The organism is Sporosarcina jeotgali, assembly GCF_033304595.1.
GTDB lineage: Bacteria > Bacillota > Bacilli > Bacillales_A > Planococcaceae > Sporosarcina > Sporosarcina jeotgali.
The window spans coordinates 992,676-1,015,301 of the sequence record NZ_CP116341.1 but is presented as its reverse complement, the minus strand read 5'-3'; the positions used below and the strand labels follow the sequence as shown (position 1 = coordinate 1,015,301).

General features: G+C 44.3%; 23 protein-coding genes. 2 read left to right on the top strand and 21 right to left on the bottom strand.

The features are described from left to right. Positions 1 to 103 precede the first annotated feature (103 nt). Both PGH26_RS04720 and PGH26_RS04715 read right to left on the bottom strand, forming a co-directional pair. The gene (locus PGH26_RS04720; RefSeq protein WP_323692862.1) at positions 104 to 1,762 is read right to left on the bottom strand and encodes a DAK2 domain-containing protein; all 1,659 of its coding nucleotides are present in this window, start codon (positions 1,760 to 1,762) and stop codon (positions 104 to 106) included. Positions 1,763 to 1,779: 17 nt separating this feature from the next. After that, positions 1,780 to 2,142, bottom strand: a complete 363-nt coding sequence (locus PGH26_RS04715) for an Asp23/Gls24 family envelope stress response protein (RefSeq protein ID WP_323692861.1) — start codon at positions 2,140 to 2,142, stop codon at positions 1,780 to 1,782. Between the two features lie 214 nt (positions 2,143 to 2,356). Here PGH26_RS04715 and rpmB point away from each other — a divergent pair, with 214 nt between their 5' ends. Then, positions 2,357 to 2,545 (top strand): 50S ribosomal protein L28, encoded by a 189-nt coding sequence (gene rpmB, locus PGH26_RS04710; RefSeq protein ID WP_039041889.1) that lies wholly within the window; start codon positions 2,357 to 2,359, stop codon positions 2,543 to 2,545. 34 nt (positions 2,546 to 2,579) lie between these two features. Here the strand turns inward: rpmB and spoVM are convergent, their stop codons facing one another. From spoVM to gmk, 13 genes are all read right to left on the bottom strand, one after another. After that, the gene (spoVM, locus tag PGH26_RS04705; protein WP_116016266.1) at positions 2,580 to 2,732 is read right to left on the bottom strand and encodes a stage V sporulation protein SpoVM; all 153 of its coding nucleotides are present in this window, start codon (positions 2,730 to 2,732) and stop codon (positions 2,580 to 2,582) included. Between the two features lie 13 nt (positions 2,733 to 2,745). Beyond that, on the bottom strand, positions 2,746 to 3,399 hold the full coding sequence (locus PGH26_RS04700) for a thiamine diphosphokinase (protein WP_323692860.1): 654 nt from the start codon (positions 3,397 to 3,399) through the stop codon (positions 2,746 to 2,748). Continuing rightward, positions 3,396 to 4,064 (bottom strand): ribulose-phosphate 3-epimerase, encoded by a 669-nt coding sequence (rpe, locus tag PGH26_RS04695; RefSeq protein WP_323692859.1) that lies wholly within the window; start codon positions 4,062 to 4,064, stop codon positions 3,396 to 3,398. The genes PGH26_RS04700 and rpe overlap by 4 nt, the downstream gene beginning before the upstream one ends. Before the next feature lie 5 nt (positions 4,065 to 4,069). Then, positions 4,070 to 4,951 carry a ribosome small subunit-dependent GTPase A gene (gene rsgA / locus PGH26_RS04690; RefSeq protein WP_323692858.1) on the bottom strand — a complete coding sequence of 294 codons (882 nt, stop codon included), beginning with the start codon at positions 4,949 to 4,951 and terminating at the stop codon, positions 4,070 to 4,072. A 13-nt stretch (positions 4,952 to 4,964) separates the two neighbouring features. Beyond that, the gene (gene pknB, locus PGH26_RS04685; protein WP_323692857.1) at positions 4,965 to 6,944 is read right to left on the bottom strand and encodes a Stk1 family PASTA domain-containing Ser/Thr kinase; all 1,980 of its coding nucleotides are present in this window, start codon (positions 6,942 to 6,944) and stop codon (positions 4,965 to 4,967) included. Beyond that, positions 6,941 to 7,699 (bottom strand): Stp1/IreP family PP2C-type Ser/Thr phosphatase, encoded by a 759-nt coding sequence (locus PGH26_RS04680; protein WP_323692856.1) that lies wholly within the window; start codon positions 7,697 to 7,699, stop codon positions 6,941 to 6,943. Before PGH26_RS04680 ends, pknB begins: the two co-directional genes overlap by 4 nt. 28 nt (positions 7,700 to 7,727) lie before the next feature. After that, positions 7,728 to 9,086: a 16S rRNA (cytosine(967)-C(5))-methyltransferase RsmB gene (gene rsmB / locus PGH26_RS04675; RefSeq protein ID WP_323692855.1), complete on the bottom strand. Its 1,359-nt coding sequence runs from the start codon at positions 9,084 to 9,086 to the stop codon at positions 7,728 to 7,730. Beyond that, complete coding sequence (fmt, locus tag PGH26_RS04670) at positions 9,083 to 10,024, bottom strand: methionyl-tRNA formyltransferase (RefSeq protein ID WP_323692854.1); 942 nt, start codon at positions 10,022 to 10,024, stop codon at positions 9,083 to 9,085. Before fmt ends, rsmB begins: the two co-directional genes overlap by 4 nt. Then, positions 10,017 to 10,538, bottom strand: coding sequence for a peptide deformylase (def, locus tag PGH26_RS04665; RefSeq protein ID WP_323692853.1), 522 nt, complete (start codon positions 10,536 to 10,538; stop codon positions 10,017 to 10,019). The genes fmt and def overlap by 8 nt, the downstream gene beginning before the upstream one ends. A 26-nt stretch (positions 10,539 to 10,564) precedes the next feature. After that, on the bottom strand, positions 10,565 to 12,976 hold the full coding sequence (gene priA / locus PGH26_RS04660) for a primosomal protein N' (protein WP_323692852.1): 2,412 nt from the start codon (positions 12,974 to 12,976) through the stop codon (positions 10,565 to 10,567). Beyond that, a complete protein-coding gene (gene coaBC / locus PGH26_RS04655; RefSeq protein WP_323692851.1) occupies positions 12,973 to 14,181 on the bottom strand; it encodes a bifunctional phosphopantothenoylcysteine decarboxylase/phosphopantothenate--cysteine ligase CoaBC in 1,209 nt (402 codons plus the stop codon). The genes priA and coaBC overlap by 4 nt, the downstream gene beginning before the upstream one ends. An 88-nt stretch (positions 14,182 to 14,269) precedes the next feature. Then, complete coding sequence (gene rpoZ / locus PGH26_RS04650) at positions 14,270 to 14,494, bottom strand: DNA-directed RNA polymerase subunit omega (RefSeq protein ID WP_025785112.1); 225 nt, start codon at positions 14,492 to 14,494, stop codon at positions 14,270 to 14,272. A 4-nt stretch (positions 14,495 to 14,498) separates the two neighbouring features. Next, positions 14,499 to 15,116 (bottom strand): guanylate kinase, encoded by a 618-nt coding sequence (gmk, locus tag PGH26_RS04645; protein WP_323692850.1) that lies wholly within the window; start codon positions 15,114 to 15,116, stop codon positions 14,499 to 14,501. Positions 15,117 to 15,252: 136 nt separating this feature from the next. Between gmk and PGH26_RS04640 the strand changes: the two genes are divergently transcribed. Then, positions 15,253 to 16,944, top strand: a complete 1,692-nt coding sequence (locus tag PGH26_RS04640; protein WP_323692849.1) for an Rqc2 family fibronectin-binding protein — start codon at positions 15,253 to 15,255, stop codon at positions 16,942 to 16,944. A 352-nt stretch (positions 16,945 to 17,296) separates the two neighbouring features. Here PGH26_RS04640 and pyrE read toward each other — a convergent pair whose 3' ends face one another. From pyrE to PGH26_RS04610, 6 genes are read right to left on the bottom strand one after another with little or no spacing between them, the layout of a single operon-like run. After that, the gene (gene pyrE, locus PGH26_RS04635) at positions 17,297 to 17,929 is read right to left on the bottom strand and encodes an orotate phosphoribosyltransferase (RefSeq protein WP_323692848.1); all 633 of its coding nucleotides are present in this window, start codon (positions 17,927 to 17,929) and stop codon (positions 17,297 to 17,299) included. Then, positions 17,926 to 18,639 (bottom strand): orotidine-5'-phosphate decarboxylase, encoded by a 714-nt coding sequence (gene pyrF, locus PGH26_RS04630; RefSeq protein WP_323692847.1) that lies wholly within the window; start codon positions 18,637 to 18,639, stop codon positions 17,926 to 17,928. Before pyrF ends, pyrE begins: the two co-directional genes overlap by 4 nt. After that, positions 18,636 to 19,550: a dihydroorotate dehydrogenase gene (locus PGH26_RS04625; RefSeq protein ID WP_323692846.1), complete on the bottom strand. Its 915-nt coding sequence runs from the start codon at positions 19,548 to 19,550 to the stop codon at positions 18,636 to 18,638. The genes pyrF and PGH26_RS04625 overlap by 4 nt, the downstream gene beginning before the upstream one ends. Continuing rightward, a complete protein-coding gene (locus tag PGH26_RS04620) occupies positions 19,547 to 20,323 on the bottom strand; it encodes a dihydroorotate dehydrogenase electron transfer subunit (RefSeq protein ID WP_323692845.1) in 777 nt (258 codons plus the stop codon). Before PGH26_RS04620 ends, PGH26_RS04625 begins: the two co-directional genes overlap by 4 nt. 39 nt (positions 20,324 to 20,362) lie before the next feature. Next, on the bottom strand, positions 20,363 to 21,637 hold the full coding sequence (pyrC, locus tag PGH26_RS04615; protein ID WP_323692844.1) for a dihydroorotase: 1,275 nt from the start codon (positions 21,635 to 21,637) through the stop codon (positions 20,363 to 20,365). Further along, the gene (locus tag PGH26_RS04610; RefSeq protein WP_323692843.1) at positions 21,603 to 22,514 is read right to left on the bottom strand and encodes an aspartate carbamoyltransferase catalytic subunit; all 912 of its coding nucleotides are present in this window, start codon (positions 22,512 to 22,514) and stop codon (positions 21,603 to 21,605) included. The genes pyrC and PGH26_RS04610 overlap by 35 nt, the downstream gene beginning before the upstream one ends. Positions 22,515 to 22,626: the final 112 nt, after the last annotated feature.

Genomic DNA, 22,626 nt, shown 5'->3' with positions numbered 1-22,626 from the left:
ATTCATTCTACACGAACAGATGCTAGAAAACAAAATTCATAACTGTCCTCCAAACAGACAAAAAGCGTCAGCGGCTCATGGCCGCAACGCTTTTCATGCTGTTTTATTCTACTGACAGTATATATGGATACAACGGCTGTTTCCCGTTATATAATTCAATCTCTACATGCTCGAACTGTCCTTCAATATAAGCAACCATCTGTTCAGCATCTTGTTTCGAAACGTCTTCGCCATAAATTACGGTCACAATTTCATCATCCTCGGTGATCATATCGTCAATCAGCGACTTCATTGTCGTATCTAGTGACGGAGTGGCGATGGTAATCTTTCCGTTTGAGATCGCCATGTAATCATCTGTATGGATTGCAACACCATCGATCGATGTATCCCGAACTGCTGTTGTCACTTGCCCAGTCTTCACAACAGAAGCTGCTGCTTTCATGGATTTCGCGTTCGCAGTTACGTCTGCCTCAGGGTTGAACGCTAAAATAGCTGCAAGTCCCTCAGGAACCGACTTCGTCGGCACTACTGCCGCTTCAATTCCAATCACTTCAGCCGCTTGTTCAGCTGCCAGCACAATATTCTTATTGTTAGGAAGGATTAGAACACGTTCTGCGCCTACTTCTTGAATCGCTTTGACAATATCTTCAGTGGAAGGGTTCATCGTTTGCCCGCCTTCAATCACAAAAGAGGCACCGATACTTTTTAGTAAATCCGCAATCCCTTCACCCATTGCAACCGTCACGATTGCGTAAGGCACTTTCTTTGCAGGTGTGTTTTTGCCCGCCGACTGATCTCCCACGATATCCATGTGCTGCTGACGCATGTTCTCGATTTTAATATTGATGAGTGAACCATACTGTTGTCCGCATGATAATGCATTTCCCGGGTTTTCTGTATGGATATGTACTTTCGCGATCTCCTCATCAGAGATAACTAGCAGCGAGTCACCCATTTCATTCAATTGCAGTCTGAAGTCATTTTCATCGAAAGGATGATTTTTTGTTTTATCGTCTTCAAATCTCACCATGAACTCCGTACAATATCCAAACTCGATATCCGCAGTATCCATGAATCCTTGTACATTTCGGTGGTGTTCTGCGCTAACGAGTTCGTCCATTGACTGAACAACAGTACGCTCTGGCAATTCTTCACCTTTTAAGCAAGCCAAAAATCCTTCGTACACATATACGAGTCCTTGTCCGCCGCTATCTACAACACCAACTTCTTTTAAGACCGGCAATAGGTCAGGTGTTCTTTTAAGAGAAGCTTTTGCTTCTGTCAAAATAGCTTCCATCAATTGGACAAGATCCGTTTCTGCAGCTGCTGTTTCCACTGCGACAGCTGCCGCATCTTTTGCAACAGTCAAAATCGTACCTTCAACAGGCTTCATGACCGCTTTATATGCCGTTTCCACACCATATCGGAGCCCTTCCGCAAATTCACTTGCAGTCAGAACTTCTTTTTCTTCAACTGATTTCCCAAAACCGCGGAATAATTGCGATAAAATCACACCTGAATTTCCACGGGCGCCCATTAATAAGCCTTTGGACAAAGCTTGTGAAGTCTTGCCCAGGTGAGCAGAAACGTTTGCTGCTGTTTCTTTTGCACCTGAAGTCATTGATAAATTCATATTTGTTCCCGTATCTCCATCAGGTACCGGGAAAACATTCAGCGAATCCACATAATCCGCGTTTTGTTTAAGATGGTATGCTCCCATTGATATCATTTCTGCAAACTGTAGTCCATCTATCGACTTCATAGAACTGTGTTCCTCCTTCACAGGTTCGTCACACGAACGCCCTGTACATAAATATTGACGGAACCGATTGTCATCCCGAGTGTTTTTTTAAGTGTATACTGTACTTTGGATTGCACTTGGTAGGCAACTTCAGTGATCTTCGTTCCGTACCCTACAATTATATAGAGATCAATTTGTGTGTCAGCACCTGCGTTTCTAACGACAACACCCTTGCCAAAGTTCTCTTTTCTCAGAATTTCTGTCAGTCCGTCACGAATTTGATGCCTGGAGGCCATTCCTACAACCCCGTAGCATTCTATGGTAGCTTCACCGACGATCCGGGCGATTGTCTCATTCGTTATATCAATTTTCCCATAATCGTTTTCCATTTGAATTGACATGCCGTTATCCCTCCTGAATCCAGTTTCACTGTTCACATTGTACTATATACACGCCTATAAGAAAAGAAAGCAAACGTTTTCTTAAACGTGTAAAGGAAAATTGCTTGAGAGAACAGAGAAAAAAGCTTGCATGGGATAGACGGATATGATAAATTAATCTAGTATGCGAATTATAAGTGAAACGCTTAATCATCATTCGCGAGGAGGTTATAAAATGGCTAAGGAATGTGTAATTACTGGTCGCAAAGCACGTGCAGGGAATAATCGTTCCCACGCAATGAACTCTAGCAAACGTGTATGGGGTGCGAACCTTCAAAAAGTCCGTATTCTTGTAAACGGCAAACCGAAGCGTGTTTGGGTATCTGCCCGCGCACTTAAATCAGGTAAAGTTCAACGCGTATAATAGACCGCAACCAATAAAAACGCCAGGCTGAATTTCAGCCCGGCGTTTTTTCATGTCGCTTTTTCCGCTTCTTTGATGCTGTAGTGGATGATTTCGCTTTCGCTGTATCCTCCTTAGAAAACACGACCATGCACTTTCGTACAATTCCACTTACAAACTTAGGCAAAGTAAAAGTATAAATCCGCAACTCCCCACTCCTTTCAGGAATCTGAGCTCCTTACCATTAAACATATGCCGGCTTGCAGTGAGATAGTACAAGATGGTTCAACAATCTCATTGCTCGTGAAGCGAGTATCTCCAAGATGTATCTCTTCAAGGAAGACTTCATATTTCACACCTGTCAGCGTCAGCCCCCTCACGGACTCCGTCATGCTAAAGAAAGAGAGATAAGGAAACTGCTCATTCTTCTTGAAGCTATGAGTCCCTTTCTGAAGAAGCGTCAGTTCATTTTGTCTGTTCGCAAGTACCAATTGTGCGGATGACTTCCGCCCGGCATTGCGAACCAGAAGCTGAACTGTGGAAAACATATGATCTAGACGACCGCCTGTTACTCCGGTCAAAATAATCTTATCGGGGTTCTGCGAATAAGCAAGGTTCAATGCCAGTTCCGTATCGGTCTCCTCTTTTTCAGGAGGACGTTTTTCGATGAAACAGCCTGTTGCTTCAATTCTTTTCATTTCCTCTTCACTGACTGAATCAAAGTCACCAACCGCCGCCAGGGGATCGATCCCTGCATCAAGCAGCTGGAGCGTTCCTCGATCAGCACCTATAAATTGTGTGTTCTCATCTAAAAAGAGAGCCAGAGGGATAACTTCTTCCTCTGGCCCCCCTGCACATATTATAATCGTCTTCACTTGTTTTGCGCCTTTTCGCCTGCTGTACGTATTTTTTGGATAGCAGCTGCGCGGTCTTTTTGGTTATATACTGCTGATCCTGCAACAAATACAGTTGCGCCTGCTTCTACACACAACCCTATCGTCTCGGAAGTAATCCCTCCGTCAATTTCGATCTCAAGGGATAAGTTACGCTCTTTAACAATGTCCGAGAGCTGTTTAACTTTAGGCACGACAGAAGAGATAAACTTCTGTCCTCCGAACCCGGGATTCACCGTCATAAATAGAACGAGATCAATGTCTTCTAATACATGTTGGATGGTTTCGACAGGAGTATGCGGATTTAATACAACTCCCGGCTTTACTCCAAAGGAACGGATCAATTGTATGGTCCTGTGCAGATGACGGCATGCCTCTTCGTGAACAGTAATATAATCTGCTCCCGCCTTTGCGAATTGTTCAATATACCGATCTGGTTCTTCAATCATGAGATGAACATCCAATGGCAAGGAGGTGACAGGGCGGATTGCTTCAACAATAAGCGGGCCAATTGTAATGTTCGGGACAAAATGACCGTCCATTACATCTACGTGAATCCAATCCGCACCGCCTTGCTCGACTTCTTTGATTTCTTCTCCAAGCTTCGCAAAATCTGCTGATAAGATAGAAGGTGCTATTTTAATCATTTCAATTAATACCTCGGCTTTCTGTCAGTGATTTCCTGCAAAAACTGCAAGTAATGATTGTAACGGGTTTGAAGAATTTCACCGGATTCCACTTTTCTTTTCACTTCACAAGAAGGTTCCTTCAAGTGCAGGCAGCCTCTGAATTTACATTGCTCAGACGCTTCCAGGAACTCAGGAAAACAACTTCCCAGCTCTTGTTTTTCAAGGGTATCAAATTCCAATGAACTGAATCCAGGGGTATCGGCAACCAAGCCGCCAGCCAGTTCATGAAGCTCAACATGACGTGTCGTATGTTTCCCCCGTCCGAGTGATTCTGATATTTCGCCTGTTTCGAGTGACAAGTTAGGTAAAAGCGTATTCAACAAGGTTGATTTCCCGACACCGGATTGTCCAGCAAGAACAGTTGTCTTTCCCTCCAAGAACGGCTGCAGTTTCTCAATAAGTCCAGGCTCATCAATAGAAGTCATCAATACCGAATAACCTATTGATCGGTAATAAGCAGCAGCTTCTTCAGCTTTCTGAAGTTCGGCTTCATTCGCTTTATCTTTCTTCGTCAGGCAAATGACAGGCTCAATATGATGGGACTCAACAAGGACAAGAAAGCGATCTAGCAAGTTAGAACTGAACGCCGGCTCTACGATTGAGACCGCAAGTAACGCCAAGTCAATGTTAGAAACAGGAGGACGCACTAGTTCATTCTTTCGCGGATGAACTTCAGTAATCGTCGCATCTTCTACTCCTTCTTGTACGTATGTTACCCAGTCACCTACAAGCGGAGTGATTTTTCGCTTTCTAAATACGCCTCTTCCTCTGCAGCGCACTGTCCCTCCATCATACTTTACATAGTAAAACCCGCTAATCGCTTTTCGAATTTGACCTTCTGGCATCCTATCCCCATCCTTATTGAATGTCTTTGTAGTTAAACGTCTTTTCTTCGATAACTGTTGTACCGCGGAGGATTTTATATCCGCCTCGCTGACCTTCTTCCAACTCGACTGTAATTTGTTTCTCAGTATCTTCAGTTATGTCAAATTCCTCAATTGGATCGGTCATTGAATGTTCGCGGTCTTGAATATAAATGCGAACCGTTTGAGGGGGTCTCTCTTCATCCCCATCCTCTGACGAACCGTCATCTTCTAATGCTTCGTAAGGGATCTTGATACGCTTTACGTAAAGTTTTACCGGCTTTTGAGCTGGCCCTTTTGAAACTGTTACATTTACCGTTGTTCCAATTGGGAGCGACTGACCTGCATCCGGTTCCTGTTTCATAACCTGGCCTTCAGGAATGGAATCCGAGTTACTCTTTTTAGCCACCCTTATATTGAAGCCCGACGAACGTGCGTAAGCATTTAACTGATCATCCGTAAATCCAATCAAGCTTTCCAGCGTTTTCGTTTCCGGTCCTTTACTAACAGTGAATACAACATCCGTTTCACTGGGAACGACTTCTGAATCGGGATCTGGATCTTGTCTTAGGATGGTTCCTTTAGGTTGATCATCGAATTCATCTTCTGATTTGATAGACTTGAATTTAAAAGGATCTAACCGTTCTTGAGTAGCCTCGTAGTCCCTGCCTGTATAATCAATGAACGTCATCGTCTCTTTACCTGTACTGATATATAACTTGACCGAACTTCCTTTGTCACGCTGTTTGTCTGCTTCAGGAATCGTTCGGAAAACTTCCCCTTTTTCATATTCCTCAGAAGGCTGTTCGAGTTTGCCATCTACAACAAATCCCTTTTCTTCAAGGAGTGCGATTGCATCTGCTTCATCTTTTCCTAGTACGTCAGGGACAGTCACTTGCCGGTCAAACATACCTGTGAGATACAGTATTGCAATTGCAGCAGCGATTACTATCGCAATGCTTGCAAAAATCGGCCATTTTTTACGTTTGTTCTTCTGAGGAACCGGTTCTGATTTCACAGGCTCTGCCTTTAATCGAACGGGTTCAATCTTCATCGTTTGTTCAGTGTCCAGTAAACTTGGAGCATCTTTAATGACTGGAAGCGCACGTGTTTCATCTTCATCAAAAGGAATTGCAAACTTAGGTTCATTGACTCGTGCTGGATCGAGTGCTGTCAGCAAATCGTCATACATTTCATCTGCTGAAACATACCGATGCCTGGCATCCTTTGTCGTGGCTTTCAAAATAATATTTTCAACACTTTGAGGGATCATTGGGAAATCCGCTCGCACAGAAGGCGTCTCTTCCTGTAAATGCTTAAGAGCAATCGCTACAGCTGATTCGGCTGAAAATGGCAGCTTGCCCGTCAGTAACTCGTAAAAGACAATCCCCAACGAATAGACGTCTGATTTCTTAGTTGCCATCCCGCCTCTTGCTTGTTCCGGTGATAAATAATGGACGGTACCCAGTACAGAATTCGTTTTGGTATGGGAGGTCGCTGTAAGCGCCATTGCAATTCCGAAGTCTGTAATTTTCACGTTACCTTCTTCATCCATTAAAATATTTTGCGGCTTCACATCACGATGAATGATGCCGTTATGATGCGCATTTGATATGGCAGCAACTAGCTGCAGCATGATCGGAATGGCTCTCTCAGGTTCAAGCGGACCGTTCTCTAAAATAAAGCGCTTTAAAGTCAGACCTTTCACGTACTCCATCACCAGGTAATGAAGCTCATCTTCTTCACCCACATCAAATATATTGACGATATTTTGGTGGGTTAAGCTAGTTGCAGAAAGCGCTTCACGCTGAAATCTGCGTTTTAACTCTTCTTCGTTCGCAAAGTCGTAATTTAAGACTTTAATCGCGACATCCCGATCTAAAATCACATCATGTGCCAAGTAAACTTTAGACATCCCGCCTTCACCGATTGTGCCGATGATATCATAGCGGTCTCCAATTCGATTACCAATCATACAGCACCAGCTCCATGGTCGTTAGAGGCAAGCAACACCGCAGTAATGTTGTCCTCTCCGCCTCTTTCGTTAGCGAGATCAATCAGTTGTTTCACTTTTTCTTCGAGTGTATTGTCCGCAACGATGAGTTCCCGCATCATTTCAGGTTCGACTTTGTTGCTCAGACCATCTGTGCACAATAACAGATAGTCTTCTTTTTTAAGGGGTACATGATAAAATTCAGGCTCAATATCGCGTTCAGATCCGACAGCACGCATGATCCAATTACGCTGCGGATGAACTTCAGCCTCAGCTTCCGTGATTTCCCCGCTTGCTAGCAAAGCATTTACGTAAGAATGATCCTTTGTCAGCTGGGTGATTGTATCCGAACTGACCGAATAGACCCGGCTGTCCCCCACATGGGCAATGTAACAATTTCCTTCAGCAATAACTGCTGCTTCAAGCGTTGTTCCCATACCTTCGTGTTCTGGAGAAGACTGAGCTTTTTCAAAAATCAGCTGGTTCACTTTGCGTACAATCGAATCCAGCCATTCATTCCAAGTTTCCTTGGTTTCCGGAATTGCTGCGTTCAGGTCATTGAAATGTTCTCCCATTAAACGTACAGCCATTTCACTTGCGACATCTCCACTTCGATGGCCACCCATACCGTCAGCGATTACAGCAAGTGCATAACCGTTTTCAAGTACAAATACAGCTGCTTGGTCCTCATTGAATGTGCGTTTTCTGCCAATATCAGTTCGTACACTGAAATGCATTCCGCTTCCCCCATCCCTGTACGTCTATTTAGTCGTTGCTTATTGGTTTTTGCAAGGCTGCTGCGAAAAATCCATCGCCTCCGAAGTCCTGCGGCAATACTTGCAGCATCCCGTTTGGCGTTAAAAGACCCGCTTCTTCGAAGAATTCTGGAACTAATTTAATAGCTTCAGGATGACGTTCTAGAAATTGCAGCACGACTCCATCATTTTCAGTCTTATCGACTGTACATGTACTGTAGACAATTTTGCCGCCTGGTTTGACAAGCGTCCAAGCCGTTTCAAGTAATTCTCCTTGGATTTTTGTAAGCGATTCAAGATCTGCTTCCGTCTTATTGTACTTAATTTCCGGTTTTCTGCGGACAACCCCCAGACCGCTGCATGGCGCATCCACTAAAATCCGGTCGAACGTGTTCGGTTTATACGTATATCCCAATTCGCGGCTATCCCCGCTGGAAGTCCAAATCGAATTCAGGCCTAAACGTTCTGCATTCTCTTCGATCAGCTGCAATTTATGTTCATGAAGATCATGCGCGTGCACTTCTCCTGTATCGTTCAAATGCTCAGCAATTTGGGTCGTTTTCCCGCCAGGTGCTGCGCACATATCAAGCACCTTCATTCCCGGCTGCACATCCAGTGCATAAACAGGAAGCATTGAGCTTTCATCTTGAACAGTCAGCCATCCTTTGGTGTACGTATAGGTTTTTGCGACATTTCCTGAATGACAATAAATCGCTTCAGGCACCACTTTCCCTAACTCCACTTTTGCACCTTCACTCTTCAGCTGGTGAAGTGCTTTTTCAACAGTTGTCTGCGCGATATTGACACGTGCCGTATTCATCGGCGGCTCATTATTAGCACGCGCCATTTCCGAAGTGACTTTCAAGCCGTACTGATCAATCCAGCGTCGGATCAGCCATTCAGGATGACTTGTCTCTAATGACAAACGTGTAATTCCATCAGTTATTTCATCAAGAGATCGGACCCCTTGGCGCAATACAGAGCGAAGAACTCCATTTACGAATCCGGTTGTTCCTTTATGTCCACGAACTTTTGCAATTTCCACTGCTTCATTTACAGCAGCGTGTGGAGGAATCTTTGTTAAATAGACAATCTGATACAGCGACATACGAAGCAGTTCACGAACCCAATCATCCAGTTTCCCTTTGATGAATGGAGCTAGATAATAATCCAGTGTCAATCGATACTGTAACGTTCCATATGTTAAATTCGTTAACAATGGTTTGTCCTGCTCTTTAATGGCATAGGATTTCATCGTCCGGGTTAATAATAGATTGCTGTATGCTTGGTTCCGGCTCACTTCAAGTAAAATGGAAAGTGCCGCATCCCGGACGTTCCCCTGCATCATTATTTTCTTCTTTGCTGTCATAGGAAGAAATCTCCTTTTTTCCACTGGCTACCCGATCCGTTCAAAAAGACGGTTGCAGTCATGCGTTTTTTTCCAGAAGGCTGCAATTCTGTAATTGCAATCGCTGTATCATCACCTGTTTTCACAAGAATTTGATCTTTAGTCAACTCGATGATTTCACCCGATTCACCTTTGGATTCTGTTGGAAGTACTTCGGTCTTCCAGACTTTTACGTTCTCTCCGCCAAATGTCGTATAGGCTGTAGGCCAAGGGGTAAGGCCTCTCACTTGGTTATGAATATCCGTTCCTTTTTGTGTCCAGTCAATCCGCTCTTGCTCGCGTGAGATATTTTTTGCAAATGTAACTTTTTCTTCATCTTGCGGAATTCGCGCATTTGTCCCTTCCAGAATCGAAGGCAATGTCTCTTTTAACAATTTTTCTCCAGTAAGTGATAATTTATCAAACATACTGCCTGTATCATCAGTGGGTGAAATCTGTTCTGTCGCTTGTGAGATAATGTCACCAGCATCTAGTTTTTCTGCCATGTACATAATGGTTACCCCGGTTTCCGTGCAGCCGTCCATAATTGCCTGGTGAATCGGGGCCCCGCCGCGATAGGCTGGAAGCAATGAAGCGTGTACATTAATACACCCTAATTTAGGAACTTCAAGCAGTTCTTTTGGCAGAATCTGACCAAAGGCCGCTGTGACAATCAAGTCGGGAGCAAGCGCTTTAATCTCCTCCAACTCAGCGGAGCCTCTTAACTTTTCAGGTTGAATAACAGGAAGCCCCAGACGCAATGCTTCCGCTTTCACAGGAGGCGGTGTCAAGACGCGCTTTCGGCCAACAGGTCTATCAGGTTGAGTCACAACACCGACAATTTCATACCCTTCTTCGTGGAGCATACGCAAAATAGGCGCTGAAAAATCAGGTGTTCCCATAAATAAAAGCTTATTCAATCCCTTCACCGTCCTTTTCAAGTTGAACGAGCTCTTCGTCCAATTCTTCAAATTCCGAAGCGTCGACAATCCGGCTAATTTTTTTATTGAACAAAATGCCGTCTAAATGATCGATTTCATGCATAATCGCTCGTGCTTCAAAGCTTTCAGCTTCCAGTTCATAGAGTGAACCATCCCGTTCTTGTGCTTCTACACGTACAAAAAATGGACGCTTCACTTCACCGTACAAATCGGGGAAACTTAGGCAGCCTTCCAAGTCCACATCTTCCCCGCCAACTGCGGTAATGACAGGATTGATAAGTTCAATAGGCGGATCTCCCTCACCAATATCCACAATCGCAGCGCGGATTGACTGTCCCACTTGTGGAGCAGCGATTCCTACACCATCTGCAGCGATCATCGTTTCCATCATATCGTCCAGCAGCTTGTGTAAATTACGGTCAAATTTCGTTACTTCTTTTGTTTTCGTTTCCAATATTTCAGCTGGATATTTTACAATTTCTAGTACAGTCAAACAAATTCCTCTTTTCTGGTTCCTATTCAGTAAATAACGACAGGTGATTTATCAACAGAAAGCTGTAATCCGTCTTTTATCCAATCCGTTCGATAAATCCGGATAAGTGCCTGCAGTGTCTCTGTCAGTTTCGGTTCTTTTTTGTATTTTATCAAACATTGATAGCGATATCTATTATTCACACGGCTAATGGCAGACGCTGTCGGACCGATAATGACGCTTTCCGGACTTAACCCGTCTGCTAAAAATCGTCCTGCTTTTTCAGCATATCCTACAACTTTCATTAAATCTTCATGGCTGAATTGAATATTGACAATGTAATAAAATGGCGGATACCCAAATTGCTTCCGAGTTCCCATCTCCATTTCATAAAACGGTTCATATACTTGAGCTTTAGCAAGTTCGATTGCATAGTGTTCCGGTGTGTACGTTTGAACAAATACTTCTCCTTCTAAGTCATGACGTCCTGCTCTGCCGCTTACTTGAGTAAGCAATTGAAACGTCTTTTCCGCGGCTCTGAAATCTGCCAGATGCAGGGTTGTATCTGCCGCTAAAACACCGACAAGTGTAATATTCGGAAAATCAAGTCCTTTAGCAATCATTTGCGTCCCAAGTAAAATATCTGCCTGGCCTTCACTGAACTTTTGAAGCAGACGGGCATGTGATCCTTTTTGGCGAGTCGTATCGACATCCATACGAAGCACTCGCGCTTCCGGGAAAAGTTTTGCAATCTCTTCTTCCGCTTTTTGTGTACCCGTTCCAAAAAAACGAATATGTTCACTTTCGCATTCAGGGCAGACTTGAGGCACTCGTTCTTCATGTCCGCAGTAGTGACATTTTAAATTCTCAGTGGCCCGATGATACGTCAATGAAATATCACAGTTCGGACATTGAATCGTCGTCCCGCAATCCCTGCATAAAACAAAAGAAGAAAAACCACGCTTATTTAAAAACAGAACTGTCTGTTCTCCTTTATCCAATCGATCTCTGACAGCATCCGCCAGCGGGACAGAAAACATAGAACGGTTGCCGTCTTTCAGTTCAGCTCGCATATCGACGATGTTGACGTTTGGCAGCTCCTGATCTTTTGCCCGTGTTGGCAATTCCAGAAGACGATAAACACCTTTCGACGCACGCGCATAAGATTCAAGGGCGGGAGTCGCACTTCCGAGAATCACAGGGCAATGATTGAACTGTGCACGCCAAATCGCAACATCCCGTGCATGATAGCGGGGAGAATCTTCTTGTTTATACGTAGATTCGTGCTCTTCATCCAAAATAATGATTCCTAGTTTTTCAAAAGGCGCAAAAATAGCAGAACGCGCCCCAACAACCACTTTCACTTCTTTACGATGAATTTTACGCCACTCATCATATTTCTCACCTGCAGATAGTGCACTGTGCATAACTGCAACTTGATCACCGAAACGCTCTTTGAACCGCGTAGTCATTTGAGGCGTCAGCGAAATCTCCGGTACAAGCATAATTGCTTCTTTTCCAGTTGACAGCACTTCTTCGATCGTTTGCAAGTACACCTCAGTCTTGCCGCTGCCTGTAATGCCGTGCAGCAGGAATGTTGTATCTGTACCTGATCGATATGCTTCAAGTATTTCATCCACTGCGTGCTGCTGATAGGCGGTAAGCTGTTTTGGAATCGCTGTATCCTGGATTTCCAATGCATCAGGTTCCCGGTACACTTCTGTCTTTTTTTCCTGGGCAAATCCTTTTTCAATGATTGTTTTCAAAACAGTGGCAGATACGCCGGATTCAGCAATCAGCTTTCCGGCTTCAATGGTTTGTCCTGCATGTTCAATCATCCAATTTACCAACTCACGCTGTTTGACCGCTTGTTTACTTAATGTCTCTACTTGCTGATTCAATTCTTCTATCTCAGCAATATGAATCATTCGGACTTTCTTCACAGCTGTCTGTTGTTTAACAAGCGTGTCTACACGGACTGCACCGTTTTTTACATAGGCCTTAAGCTGCCTTAACAGCTCTGATGTATCAGCTATTTTTAATGGAACACGGTCTCTGCCCCGCAGCATATTCATAAATTCAGTATCTGTGATGGCTGATGAATCCTCCACTTGTATATACTTTTCATACTTAGCACGCATTGCCGCCGGAAGCATAACTTGAAGGGCCTCTATTCGATAAGCAAGCGTATCCACAGCAAGCCATTCCGAAAGTTTGAGCAGTTCCGATGAGAGAATTGGTTCAAAATCGATAAGCTCTTCCAACGGTTTAATCTTACTGACGTCCAAGTCGCTGTCGTTTTTCAAAGCAACCACATAGCCTGCTACTTTACGCGGACCAAATGGTACTTTTACACGCATCCCGGGTTCTACAAAGCCTAAAAAAAGTTCAGGAATTTTATAGTCAAATGGACGATCAATCGGATACGCTGCAACATCCACGATCACTTCAGCGATCATAGGGAATCTGTTCCTTCTTGAACGATCGTTGTGAGCAATTGCTTCGCCAGCTCCTTTTTCTCCATAGCCGGGAATAGAATCTCGATACCGGATCTTGAAATCAGGGTCACGACGTTCTCATCACTGCCAAAACCGCCTGCAGGATCCGTAACATCATTCACAATAATCCAATCCAGATTTTTCGATTCCAACTTACCTTTTCCATATGTAAGTGCATCAGTCGTTTCTGCCGCAAATCCGACAAGCCGCTGTGTTGTTTTCATTTCACCTAACGTTTTCAAAATATCGGTTGTCCGTTCCAATTCCAGCGATGTTTCGCCTTCTTTTTTCTTCATCTTTTGTTCATGAATTGTCTTTGGACGATAATCTGCAACTGCAGCTGATTTAACAACATAATCCGCAGCTGAGTAATAATCTAAAACGGCTTGAAGCATCTCAGCCGCGCTTTCTACACGAATGAGCTCAACTCCTGCTGGTGGAGCCAGCGATACAGGTCCCGAAATGAGAATCGTTTCTGCACCGAGTTCAACCGCAGCTTGCGCCATCGCGTACCCCATCTTGCCGCTTGAGAAATTTGATATGTACCGGACCGGATCAATTCGTTCTAATGTCGGACCTGCCGTCACGACCACTTTTTTACCTGCAAGCGGCAGTTTTACGGTTTCATTAAAGAACGAATCGACTAGTTCCACAATGCGTTCAGGCTCCTCTAGACGGCCTTTGCCAACATATCCGCATGCTAAAAAACCCTCGGATGGTTCGATGAATCGAACTCCATCTTTATAAAGAGTATCGATATTCCGAAGGACTGCCGGGTGCTCGTACATATGGACATTCATGGCAGGCGCAATCCAAACAGGAGCTGTCGCTGCAAGTAAGAGAGTTGACGCCATATCATCTGCGATGCCATTTGCCAGTTTCCCGATGAAATTCGCAGTAGCCGGTGCAACGATAATTAAATCTGCCCAATCTGCAAGATCGATGTGTGCGATAACTGAGGAATCTTTTTCATCGAACGTATCGTAATAAACATCGTTCCGAGACATAACTTGGAACGATAACGGCTGAACAAACTCCATCGCAGAGCGGGTCATCACCACTTTCACCTGCGCTCCGGATTGACTCAATTTACTAACCAGTGCAACCGCTTTGTAGACGGCAATGCCGCCAGTCACACAAAGCAAAACTTTTTTATTGGCTAACAACCTCTTCATCCTCCCCGAAAATGACAAACTCCCAAAGAAAGTACATTTTCTAAGGGAGCTTCCATATGTGTATTCAACTCAAGTACGTTTAAATTTCGTCCTCATAGACAACGGAAGCGTCCGTCTTGCGTTTATGAAGCATGCCTGCTGCTACTTCTTCAAGTGCTTTGCCGACATTTTTATGTGATGTGTAGGAAACTAGCTGCTCGTCTTTCTTTTCTTGCATTTCGCGGGCTCTCTTTGCAGCAAGTGAGACAAGCGTGTACTTTGAATCGATTTTCTCTTTTAGTGAATCAACAGATGGATATAACATTGTTTTATTCCCCTTCCAACATAGCTAAATAACGTTCTTCAACGCGTTCTCTTCGGCAGTGCTCAGCTGTCACGATTGCATTGATGCGATCGCACGCTTTCGTCACTTCATCGTTTTCTACAACATAATCATACAAGTCCATCATCTCTAACTCGTCACGCGCTTTTGCGACGCGTGAAGCAATGACTTCCAGTACTTCTGTCCCGCGGCCTACAAGCCGCTGCTCTAAATGTGAAAGACTTGGCGGCGCTAAGAATATGAATAGCCCGTCCGGCATTTTCTCTCTCACTTGTGCAGCACCGACTACTTCAATTTCCAAGAAGACATCTCTTCCGGAATCGAGAGTTTCGTTTACATAATCCAGCGGGGTTCCATAATAATTTCCGACATACTCCGCATGCTCAAGAAGTTTTCCTTCCTCAATGAGTGCCTCAAACACTTCACGCGGACGGAAAAAGTAATCGACTCCATCCGCTTCGCCTTCTCTCGGCTGACGCGTCGTCATCGATATCGAATATTCATAATTGGTGTCCGGAGACGCAAACAGCTCTTTCCGAACAGTTCCTTTTCCGACTCCCGATGGGCCGGAAAGAACAATCAAAAGTCCTCGTTGTTTAAACATGCAATCCCTCTTCTAATGTAGTCTCTCCATTCAAATCAGCCCTAATCCAGTTCGATCCGAAGTTTGTATTCGTATTATACCATATGTTTGGCGCGTAGTGCTAAAATGGAGGAAACGAAAAGAAAGAGGAATTCACATGGCATTTGACGGGTTGTTCACAACCGCGATGAAACGCGAACTACAAACGATAGAAAATGGGAGAATCACAAAGATTCACCAACCAAACGCACAAGAAACCGTATTCATTATCCGAGCAGGCGGTCAAAACCGAAAGTTACTTTTTTCGGTTCATCCTTCCTATGCGCGCGTGCAATTTACAGAAGAAACGATTCAGAACCCAAAAGAACCTCCAATGTTCTGCATGACACTTCGAAAACACTTAGAAGGCGGCACAATTACAGCAGTTGAACAAATGGGAACAGACCGAATCTTAAAGTTTACGATACGTTCAAAAAACGAAATTGGCGATGATATGGAACGTGCAATCATATTTGAAATCATGGGGCGTCACAGTAACTTTTTACTGATCGATCCGGAACGAGATATGATCATCGACAGCATGAAGCACTTGCCGCCAAGTGTGAACAGCTATCGTACCATTATGCCAGGCCAACCTTACATCCCAGCACCGCCGCAAGATAAACGCAATCCATTTACACTTACTCAAGAAGAGTTTGAACAATTACTTCCATCGTTTGATACTCCTAAAGCTGTTGTTCAAGAGCTTTCAGGATTTTCACCGGTGCATGCGGAGGAACTGCTGTATCGATTAACCAGTTCAGCCGGAGCGTCTGCATATGAGACCTATCAGTCATTCGTCCAGATTTTTTCAGAAGGTCCTTTTCATCCGAACACTGTGGAAAAGGAGGGAAAGTTATTATTTTCTGCAGCTGAGCTGACGTTCACGGAAGGATCCGAGATTGTTTATCCGACCCTCGGGGAATTGCTGGACAAAGTCTACTTTGCCCGTGCAGTTCGAGAACGGGTGAAAGCGCAAGCAGCTGATCTAGAGCGCTGGCTGGATAACGAAATTTCCAAACTGAAGTTAAAAGTGCAAAAGCTGGAAAAAGAACGCAATGACGCAGGTCGCTTGGATACGTTCCAACTTTATGGTGAACTTCTCACAGCAAACAGTTATGCGATTGAAAAAGGGCAAAAAGAAGCCGTTGTTGATAACTATTATGAGCAAGGAACAACTGTGACGATTCAACTGGATCCACGCAAATCTGTGATTGACAATGCGCAGCGTTATTTTTCAAAGTATACAAAAGCGAAGAATGCCTTAATTCAACTTGCTAGTCAATTGGAAAAAGCCCGCGAAGACATCGAGTATTTTGAAATGGTGAAACAGCAAGTCATGCAGGCATCTACTGATGATATCGATGAAATCCGGGACGAACTTGCGGAACTGGGTCTCATGAAAGCTCGAAAAGGCAAGAAGAAAGTAAAACCTAAGAAACCGATGCCCGAATCGTATCAGTCGACAGATGGTATAAAAATCTCAGTCGGGAAAAATAACCGACAAAATGATTGGCTGACTTCGAAGCTCGCTGCCCGCAACCATATTTGGCTGCATACCAAAGATATTCCGGGGTCACACGTAGTCATTCACGATGAGGAGCCGAGCGAACAAACGATTCAAGAAGCTGCCACTCTCGCGGCTTACTTCAGTAAGGCACGAGGATCAGCATCCGTGCCAGTCGATTTCACAGAAGTCCGTCACGTAAAAAAGCCCAATGGGTCAAAACCAGGGTTTGTCATCTACTTTGAACAAAAAACGATTTTTGTCACCCCCGATGAAGATGTCGTACGGCAGTTAAAAGCATAACCTACCCCAGCATGGCTCCCCGCCTTGCTGGGTTTTTATGTTGTTTGGCAAGTGTGATCATAAATCACGAAATTCGCTCATAAACACGAGATAATGATCATATATCGTCGAAAAAGCTCATAAATCACAAATTGTGATCATAAAACACATATTGCGCTCATAAACTCCAAAATAGGATCATAAACCGACAAAAACGCTCATAAACCAACTTTTCGATACAACCATCTCTTCGAATCGTCACAAACCTACATATATTTCCACTCCCTACTACTAAACGACATCTGTCAAATGCTGTCGTTTTAAAAAGTTCCATAAAAAAAGAAGCTCAGCGTAAAACGCCAGCTTCCGTCAATTATTGCAACGTGCCAGATTTTAATTTTTGGTGCCAGTCAAGGAGAGGAGCAACAGATTCTTCGCGGATTGCTCCGGAACGCGTTGCTACTTCAGCGAGGGCATTGAAATCTGTGAGGCTGGTATAAGATAATCCAGCTTTTTCAAATGCTTGATCAGCACTTTCCAATCCATATGTAAAGATGGAGACAACACCTTCCACTTGAACGCCAGCTTCTGTTAATGCATCCGCAGCAGTCAAGCTGCTACCGCCAGTAGAAATTAAATCTTCCACGATGACAGCCCGGTCTTCCGGCTTTACTTTCCCTTCGATCTGCTTACTCCGTCCGTGACCTTTTGCTTTTGAACGGACATAGACCATCGGCAATCCTAAAATATCTGCAATCCATGCCGCATGCGGGATACCAGCTGTAGCTGTCCCAGCAATGACTGTTGTTTCAGGGTAATTCGCTTTAATGGAAGCAGCCATTCCTTCAGCAATCCTTCTTCTGCCGCCTGGGTCTGACATGATAAGGCGGTTGTCACAATAAATGGGTGATTGGATGCCTGATGCCCATGTGAAAGGCTCATCCGGGCTAAGTGTTACAGCACCTACGTGCAATAGAATTTTTGCGATTTCTTGTTTAGTCATCATTTACCCAATCCTTTCCACTGTCTTGCAATTTCTTGATAAGCTGCTAACGGATCTGCAGCTTCAGTTATCGAGCGGCCGACGACAATATGTGTCGAGCCCATCTTTTTAGCTTCTGCAGGTGTCGCGATCCGTTTCTGATCGTGAGCGGCTTCATTTGCAAGCCGAATACCTGGTGTTACTTTCAAAAACTCGTTTCCGCAAACTTCAGCGATAGATCCCGCTTCTAAAACGGAGCATACGACACCGTCTAACTTTGAAGTTTGGGCAAGTTTTGCATAATGCAAGACTGAATCGTTCAATGAAGTCTGAATAAGCTGCTCGCGCTGCATCTGTTCTTCTGTTGTTGAAGTCAACTGTGTGACCGCAATAATGGATGGCCGAGTTCCGCCCGCTGCAGTACCAATATCCAAGCCTTCAAGTGCCGCATCCATCATGAATGAGCCCCCTGCTGCATGCACATTCACTAAATCAGCTCCGACTGACGCGAGTGACGTCATCGCAGACTTCACGGTATTCGGGATATCATGTAATTTCAAATCCAGGAACACGTCAAATCCCTGTTCTTTTAGATGATAAACAATTGCTGGTCCTTCTTTGTAAAAAAGTTGCATCCCTACTTTGACAAACGTACCGCTTTCAAAAGGTTTTAAAAAGGATAATGCGGCTTCTTGATGTTCGAAATCCAATGCAATGATTGGGGATGTGTTCATACCGCATGACTCCTTCCGATTAACTCTGTAATAGTTTCCAGCCCTAGTTCATCTAACAATGCTGGTAAAGCATGAATGATTTCAGGGCAAACAAATGGATTCACAAAGTTTGCCGTGCCGACTGCTACCGCGCTTGCTCCTGCTGATAAAAAGTCGATCACATCACCTTCATCCGTAACTCCGCCCATTCCGATTATTGGAATGTTGACCGCTTTACTTACTTCATACACCATTCGAATAGCTACGGGTTTGACCGCCGGGCCTGAAAGCCCGCCAGTTCCATTTGCGATGACCGGCTTCCCTGTTTTCCGGTCAAGGCGCATGCCAACGAGTGTATTGATCATAGTAATCCCATCTGCTCCAGCAGCTTCCACAGCTTTTGCAATTAAAGTAATGTCCGATACATTTGGTGATAATTTCACATAAACCGGAACAGTGGATACTTCCTTTACAGCCGAAGTCAACTCTGCCGCAAGATTTGGATCTGTTCCGAAGGCAATTCCGCCGCATTTTACATTCGGACATGAAATATTGAGTTCCAGCGCATTCACGTTCGGTGCTTTTGATATCGCTTCGGCAACTTGTACATAATCTTCCGTTTCAGAACCCGCCACGTTCGCAATAATCGGAACGTCATGTTGTGCAAGACGCGTTAATTCTTCTGTCATTACGCGTTCTAATCCTGGATTTTGAAGTCCGATTGCGTTCAACATACCTGCTGCCGTCTCGGCTACACGCGGAGTTGGATTGCCGAATCGTGTCTCAAGCGTTGTAGCTTTAATCATAATTGCCCCAAGTTGAGACAAATCATACAAATTCCCAAACTCTTTTCCAAATCCGAAACAGCCTGAAGCAGGCATGATTGGATTTTTCAGCGACAAACCTGGTAATTCAACGGCTAATCGATTCATATCGCAACCACCCCCGCTGGAAATACAGGTCCATCTGAACAAACTTTAACATAAGGCATATCTTGTCCAGTTTGTGTTTCACATACACATGCGAAGCAAGCACCAATCCCGCATCCCATGCGCTGTTCAAATGATAAGAATCCTTGCTTATCATGAAACGCTTGCTGCACTGCATGAAGCATCGGAGTTGGACCGCACGTGTAATAGGTTGTGAAATCTACCGGATTTCTTGCCAGCGAATCTGTGACAAAACCTTGTTCTCCCGCACTGCCATCTGCTGTTACGATTCTTGTCTCGCCAAGTGCCGCAAACTCTTCTTCATAAAATACAGCAGCAGCTGATTGAAATCCTAGAATATGTACACATTTTACTCCTTTGGCGGTCAGTTCTTTTGATAGCTGATACAGAGGAGGAACCCCAATTCCTCCTCCTATCAAAAGGGCAGTTTCACCCTTGACAGAATTGTCAGCTGAGAAGCCATTTCCAAGAGGTCCAAGGACATCCACTTCAGCATCGATCTGTTTGGCAGCAAGTAATTGCGTCCCCCTGCCTTCAGCGCGGAAAATAAGTGTCATTTGTTCCTTTACTTTATCAAAAGAGGCAATTGAAATTGGCCGTCTAAGCAATGGTTCAAATGTATCTGTAACTCGGATATGAACGAACTGCCCCGGTGAAGCAATTTCATTCACAAGATTCCCTGTAAGTACCATTTCGATAATATTATCTGCGATTTGACGTGTTGAGCATATTGCCATTCTGTTCTGCACAATCATGCAAGAACCCTCCTCTACTTCACTCGATCATCCCGATCTTCACTTTTGCACAGAATAGACCGTTTCACCGCCATACATTGTCAACACGGGCCATCCCGTACAAGTTACTCCTGTAAACGGTGTATTTTTTCCTTTTGATAAAAACGCAGTCGGGTTAATGGCCTGTTCAGTCGTCAAATCGAGCAGTACCAGATCAGCAATAGCTCCTTCTTCAATTGAACCATATGGAAGGTCGAAAACGTCACATGGTTTTTTCGCAAACCAGTCGATTAGCTGATTCAATGTCCAGTCTCCGTTTTTCACGAAATTTGTATAAAGCAATGGGAATGCTGTTTCAAATCCTGTGATTCCGAACGGCGCTGTTTTGAATCCTGCAGCCTTTTCTTCCGCACTATGCGGCGCATGATCCGTTGCAATGAAATCTAGTGTTCCGTCAAGCAATCCTTCTCTCAGTGCCGCCAAGTCTTCGTTTCCACGCAATGGAGGGTTCATCTTCCAAGCAGCATCATCTTCAGGAATATCATGTTCTGTCAGCAATAAATGGTGAGGCGTCACTTCAGCAGTAACATGGACACCAGCTCGTTTTGCATCACGGATGACACGAACGGATTCTTTCGTGCTTACGTGGCAAACATGGTAATGTGCACCTGCAGCTTCAGCAAGAAGAATATCTCGTGCAATATGGACTGATTCTGCAACAGAAGGAATTCCCGGAAGTCCGAGTTCCTTATTCCGGATCCCTTCGTGCATCGCTCCTCCATAAATGAGCGTATTATCTTCACAGTGTGCAACAACAGCCATGTTCAATTTTGCCGCGTCTTGCATGGTCTCAAGCATCATTCCGGCTTGTTGAATACCTACGCCGTCATCCGTAAATGCGAATGCTCCATGTTCTTTTAGTTCTGCTAAATTCGTGCGCTCTTTTCCAGCTTCTCGAATCGTAATCGATGCATATGGCAACACACGAATTACTGCATTTTTTTCAATTAACTCGTTCACGTGTTCAATATTTTTAATGGTATCTGGAACAGGACGTGTATTTGGCATCGCACAGATGGTTGTGTAACCGCCTTTAGCAGCAGCTTTCGTTCCACTCTCAATTGTTTCTTTGTGCTCGCCGCCCGGCTCGCGTAAATGTACATGGACATCGACAAATCCTGGTGCCAGGCAATACCCGTTTCCTTCAATCACTTCGGCACCTTTTACTTCCAAGTTTTGTCCGATTTCTGCAATCTTACCGTCTTGTATGCGTACATCCTTTAAATCTTGTGAAGTTTCATTAAATAGCCAAATATTTCGGAGCAGCTTGTGCATGAACATTTCCTCCTCGTAAGATCATTTCCATCGCAGCAGCGCGAATATAGACGCCATTTTCAACCGCTTCATAGACACGGAGTTTTGGATGAGTTGTCAATGATTCTGCAATCTCAACTCCCCAGTTGATTGGCGCGGGATGCATGATAATTGCATTTTCCTTCATCATCGCTGCACGGTCTGCAGTCAATCCGTATTGTGCATGATACTGGTCTTTAGTAAAGCTCATCTTTTCATCATGACGCTCATGCTGTACTCTTAGCAGCATCACAACGTCAGCTTGCTCAATTACATTGTCCCAGCCTGAAAGTGTCTCATAATCACCTGACCATTCATCCGGGCAGACAAATTGTACGTTTGCACCTAGTTTTTGCAATGCCTCTGCGTTAGAAGCAGCAACTCGGCTGTGTGACAAATCTCCAGCAATCACTACATTAAGTCCTTGGAAGTAACCGAACTCTTCTTTGATGGTAAATAGATCCAATAATGATTGACTTGGATGCTGCCCTGTTCCATCTCCGCCATTAAATACTGGGATTTTTATGCCCTCCAGTTGTTTGTAATATTCTTTTTCAGGGTGTCGGATGACGACTGCGTTTACACCAAGTGCTTCCAATGTCTTAACAGTATCGAATAGCGTTTCTCCCTTAGTCGTGCTTGAATGACCTGGATCAAACTGGATAATTTCTAATCCCAATTTTCTTTCAGCGATTTCGAAGCTTAGCTTTGTGCGTGTACTAGGCTCAAAAAACAAGTTGCTCACTAAATATTTCCCGGGCAATTCTCGAATTCCATGACGCTTCAAGTACTCCGCATAATTCAAGATCTCCATAATATTTTCTTCGTTAAATTGTTTCATAGTAAGTAAGTTATCCATTTTGTCGTCCTCCTCTTAGTTAGGGGAAGGTCTTAAAAAAGCCTTCCCAGCATGTAGGAAGGCCATTTATGTATGCAGGTCCCTTGAACAGTTCCTGTCACATAAACCTTTC